Source organism: Microvirga sp. P4_G7, from assembly GCF_056401005.1.
This window is the reverse complement of the sequence record NZ_JBFUKD010000257.1, coordinates 1-4,842: the sequence shown is the minus strand read 5'-3', so window position 1 is coordinate 4,842 and position 4,842 is coordinate 1. Positions and strand designations below refer to the sequence as shown.

4 protein-coding genes are annotated in these 4,842 nt (G+C 64.1%); all 4 read right to left on the bottom strand.

Annotation, left to right across the window (positions count from 1 at the left end; genetic code table 11):
• On the bottom strand, positions 1 to 316 hold a 316-nt coding region (locus AC1DT3_RS12260; protein ID WP_477465530.1), incomplete at its 3' end, for a hypothetical protein.
• 22 nt (positions 317 to 338) lie between these two features.
• Positions 339 to 1,115, bottom strand: coding sequence for an SDR family oxidoreductase (locus tag AC1DT3_RS12255; protein WP_477465529.1), 777 nt, complete (start codon positions 1,113 to 1,115; stop codon positions 339 to 341).
• 106 nt (positions 1,116 to 1,221) lie between these two features.
• Positions 1,222 to 3,330: a penicillin-binding protein 1C gene (gene pbpC / locus AC1DT3_RS12250; protein WP_477465528.1), complete on the bottom strand. Its 2,109-nt coding sequence runs from the start codon at positions 3,328 to 3,330 to the stop codon at positions 1,222 to 1,224.
• A partial coding sequence (locus AC1DT3_RS12245; RefSeq protein ID WP_477465527.1) for an alpha-2-macroglobulin family protein occupies positions 3,327 to 4,842 on the bottom strand: 1,516 nt, incomplete at its 5' end. The genes AC1DT3_RS12245 and pbpC, both read right to left, overlap by 4 nt.

Sequence of the window (4,842 nt, the reverse complement as noted above, 5' to 3'; positions counted from 1 at the left end):
GGAGCACTTTTTCCAGCTCCTTCAGGATGACCGTCAGGCGTGGCGCCAGTTGCTCCAGGGGCGCTTCGGGATCGACCGTCAGCGCGACAGTGTCGAGAACGGAACTCGCGATGCGAAGACCRCCGGAGACCTCCCCGCGCACATTGTCGGTGATGCGTCGAAAATCGTCTTCAGCATCGCGAAGTGTGAGTGCCGTCAGCTGTTGATGATTGAACCCGATGAGGGACCCGGAGATCGCAAGAACGATCAACGTGAAGACGAGCGCAACGACCGCCTGCAGGCTCCAAAGCGTCGGCGAGCCGTTGCTTTTCTTCACGGGGCGGATCCTCCGTCCATGCCTACGTGCATGAAATCTGGCCGCCATCGACCCGCAGGATCGACCCGGTCATGAACGAGGCCTGGTCGCTCGCGAGAAACACGGCCGCAGCTGCGAATTCCGACGCGTCGCCATAACGGCCGGCGGGAATGGCCGCCAGCGCGGCCTTCTTGACGGCGTCGATATCGCGTCCCGTCCGTTCCGCATTGGCGGCATCGAGTTGCTTCAGACGATCGGTCGCGATGCGCCCCGGGGCAATCGCGTTGACCGTGACGCCCGCCGCAGCAACTTCCGCCGACAGTGTCTTGCCCCACCCGACGAGCGCGGGCCGGATGGCATTGGAAATGGCGAGGTTCGGGATAGGCTGGATCACGCCCGACGAGATGACGGAAATAATGCGTCCGAATTTCTGTTCGACCATGCCGGGCAACAGGTGGTCGGCGAGGCGGACCAGATTGACGAACATGCTTTCAAAGGACGAGCGCCATTGATCGGACGATACGCCCTGCGCCTTGCCTGGCGGCGGGCCACCACTGTTCAGCACCAGGATGTCGACACCACCCAACGCCTTCACCACATCCGCCGCGAGCGCGTCGACCTCGGTCGTCTTTCCGGTGTCGCATGCAAAACCGAGAACCCCATGGCCGATCGTATCGGCGGCGGCTTTCGAGCCTTCGAGCGAACGGCTCGCGATGGCAACCCGTGCGCCTTCGTCAGCTAGTCCCTTCGCAATGCCGAAACCGAGACCCTTGCTCGCTCCCAACACGAGGGCGCGCCGCCCTTCCAAACCCGTCTTCATGCAAAAACTCCCCTGCGCCGTGAGACTGCGCGTCGGTACTCGTTACTCCGATTCGGAATGGATACTATTTCGCGCAAGGGCTCTCCCACAATGGCGGAGCAACCGATTACTCGATCCGCACGACGATACTGTCCGTCGCACCCCGAGCATCGATGACGGAAAGGCGCAAAAAGCCTGCTCCGTCTGGGCGCCAGGCCACCTCGCGACGCAGATTCCCCGTTGCCACGGGCGCACCGTCCGCCATCCAGGTGAGAGGCGGCACGCCCCCGGATGCCTTGAGCTGAAGCTCGGACTTGTCGTCATCCCTATGGGTAAAGCCGAGATCCACCCTCGACCCGTCGAGAGGAAACGCGATCTTGAGCGGGGCCTGGACCGTGGAGGCCACGGTCTTAGGAACATCCTGACGGACATGGCGCAAGGGTGGCGGCAGCGTCGCCGTCGTCGCCATGAGCGCGTAGGGCGGAACCGGTAGCGCCTCCGGCTCGAGGCCGAGGCGCCCGAATGCGTCAAAGAGAATGGGGGCCGCGACCAGYCGTCCGACGAGACCGGGCACGGCGCTGCCGTCGGGTCGTCCGATCCAGACACCAATGGTGTGGCGCTTGTCGTATCCGACCGCCCAAGCGTCCCTGTAGCCATAGGAGGTCCCGGTCTTGAATGCGATCCGCCCGGCGAGGGCATTGTCGGGAGGTGGCGCTCCACGCAGGATGTCGTAGGCGTACCAAGCGGCCACGGGATCGGCGATTCGCTGGTCTGGCAAATCGGCTTCGGACTGGCCCATCCGCCGCACGAGCATGGGCATCGCACCGCCCCGCGCCAAACCCGCGTAGAGCCGCGTGAGATCCGTCAAGGTGATGCCAAGGCCGCCGAGGCCGATCGCGAGACCGGGCGCCGCATCCTTCGGCATGACGATGGTCGTCCCGGATTGATGCAAGCGCGCCAGCAGCCGCGCCGGGCCGACGGCGTTCAGGAGTTCGACGGCCGGCAGATTGAGCGAGAGCTGCAACGCCTTGCGAGCGGTCACCGTTCCTTGAAAGGCGAGGTCGAAATTCTCGGGCTGATATGCGCCGTACCGCGAGGGTCTATCGTCGACGAGCGTCTCGGGATGGGCGACGCCGTTCTCGAAGGCCATTGCATAGATGAACGGCTTGAGAGCAGATCCCGGCGACCTCATCGCCTGCGCCATATCGATGGCACCCGCGCGTTCGCGATTGAGCGGATCGGGAGAACCGACATGCGCGCGCACCTCTCCGGTCGCGTTGTCGAGCACAAGAATCGCGGCGGAGATCTTCGGCCCGACCCGGTCTGCGCGCTCCCGCGCCAATTTCTCCAGGCTCGCCTGCAGCCGCGCATCGATCGTCAGCCGTTGCGTAGACTCCAAGGGCCGCTCTGCGACGGCCTGCTCAGCCGCGTGGGCGGCAACCATCGGAAAGGCCCGCCGCGAGGACGGAACGCGTTCGTTCTTCGCGGCACTCGCCTCGTCAGCCGTGATGATTCCACGCTCGGCCGCTCGATCGAGCACGCGATCACGCGCCGTCCGCGCGGCCGACGATGACCGGTCTGGCCGCCGGGCCTCAGGCGATTGTGGCAGGGCCACGAGCAGCGCCGCTTCTGCAAACGTCAACCGCTTCGGCTCGCGGCCGAAATAGGAAAGGCTCGCCGCGCGCGCGCCTTCAAGGTTGCCGCCATACGGGGCGAGCGTGAGATACAGGCGAAGGATTTCATCTTTCGAGAAGCGGCGTTCCAACTGAACCGCACGTACCGCCTGTCGCAATTTCGCTGAGAGCGAACGGTCCTCGCGCGGCTCCAGCAAACGCGCCACCTGCATGGTCAGCGTCGATCCACCCGAGACGACTTGGCCGTTGGCGATGAACTGCGTTGCCGCACGCAGCAACGCGAGCAGGTCGATACCGGAATGGCTTTCGAAACGCGCATCTTCATAAGCTTTCAGCATGGCGATGAAATGCGGGTCGACGTCACCCCTCTCGATCGGCAGACGCCAGCGCCCCTCGCGGGTCACGAAGGGGCGCAGGAGGGTTCCGTGACGATCGAGCACAATGGTCGAGCGTTCCTCCGCCATGGACAAATCGAGCGCGCCGAGACGATCGACGAACCGCCAGAGGGAGACGAGCGGAACGGCAAGAATCACGCCGATACACGCMGCGACGGCAGTGCGACGAATACGGCGCCTTGCGTTGCTGTTCTCGACGTCTGTCATGGCTTCGCCGACGTTACCTCGACCTGACCGTAGGCTGTGCGTCCGTAGCGCTCGGGTCGATACATATCCTCCACCTGTGCCGGCGGATGCACATATCGTCCGGGGGAAACCGCCCTGACCATGTAGGCCACCGTAAAGAAGGCGGGCTGATCGGCCTGTCGATCGAACGCGACCACGAAGCGATCATCGCGATATTCCGTCGCCGCCGGCTCGACATCGCGCTTGAGCCAGGTGAGCGCAGCCACGCTGTCACTGTCGACGAGCTTCGGATTATCGATCTCGAAGCCGGCTGGCAGCCGGTCGACCAGGAGAACGCGTGCTTGCCGCGCCTCCACCTCCGTGACCTTCAATACCACCACCATACGATCGTTCTGACCTACGGACGACGGTTGGACCTGCGTCCCATCGAGCTTGTAGAAACTCCGATCAACGGTATAGCCGCGAGACAGAGCGGGCTCGGGTTCGATCGTATTCCCGGTGACGGTCACCACGGCTTGGACCTGCGCCTGTCCGTTGTTGACGATCGTCACCGGGCCGCGCGCCAGACCTGAATCGCGATAAGTTCGATAGAGCGCTCCTTGCTGCGACTTTCCGTCGACCGTCAACTTTATYGCGTCCGCCTGTCGCGCGACAGCTTGAGCGGCGAGAACAAGCCACGCGTCTTCCTGCGTACTGGTACGGCGTGTGCCGCGTTCCGCATCGATGACTTGCGACACCGGTTGTATCACGGCGGGAACGTTGTCGGTCTCCGATGCGAGGGCGAGAAGCCCGGCACCATCACGCAGGCGCGAACCATAATCCGGGCGGAAATCGCCACTGTCGCGCTCGCTCTTAAGACGATCCACCGCCGAGGCGAACGCCTTCTGCGCGCGACCACGATCACCGAGTAGAGCCAGCGCCGCGGCGATCTGGCCACGGGCCAAGGGTGAATTGAAATCGCCGATCTTGGTATCGGCGAGATACCGCAGATCGCCCATCACCGGGCGTCCGTTTCGGGCAAGAACATAGGCGGCGTAGGCGAGACTCGCTGCGTTGTCCTCGATCTGCGTGGTGTTGGCGACGAAGTTGCGCAACCGGTCGACGGCGAGGTTGAAAGCCACCGGCGGCACGACGAAGCCGCGTTCGCGGGCCCGCGTGAGGAAGTCGGTCACGTAGGCGTCGAGCCACATGTCGTCGCCGCCGACCGACCAAAGGCCGAACGATCCGTTCGAATCCTGTCTCGCCAAGATGCGTTCGATGGCGCCGCGCACACGCTCGTCGGCCTTGTCGTCGAGGGAGAGGCTTTCCTCCTCGGCGAGGCGATTCACATAGAGAAGCGGCAGCGCGCGACTGACGGTCTGTTCAGTGCAGCCGTAAGGGTAGCGGTCGAGTGCCTTGAGCAAACCTGGAACATCGAGGCTGGCAAGCGGCGAAACGGAGACGGAGACGGCGCCGGTTCCCGCCAGAATGTCGCTGACGAGATCGGTCGAGATCCGCAAGCTCCCACCAGGATCGAGCGGTGTGATCGTACGA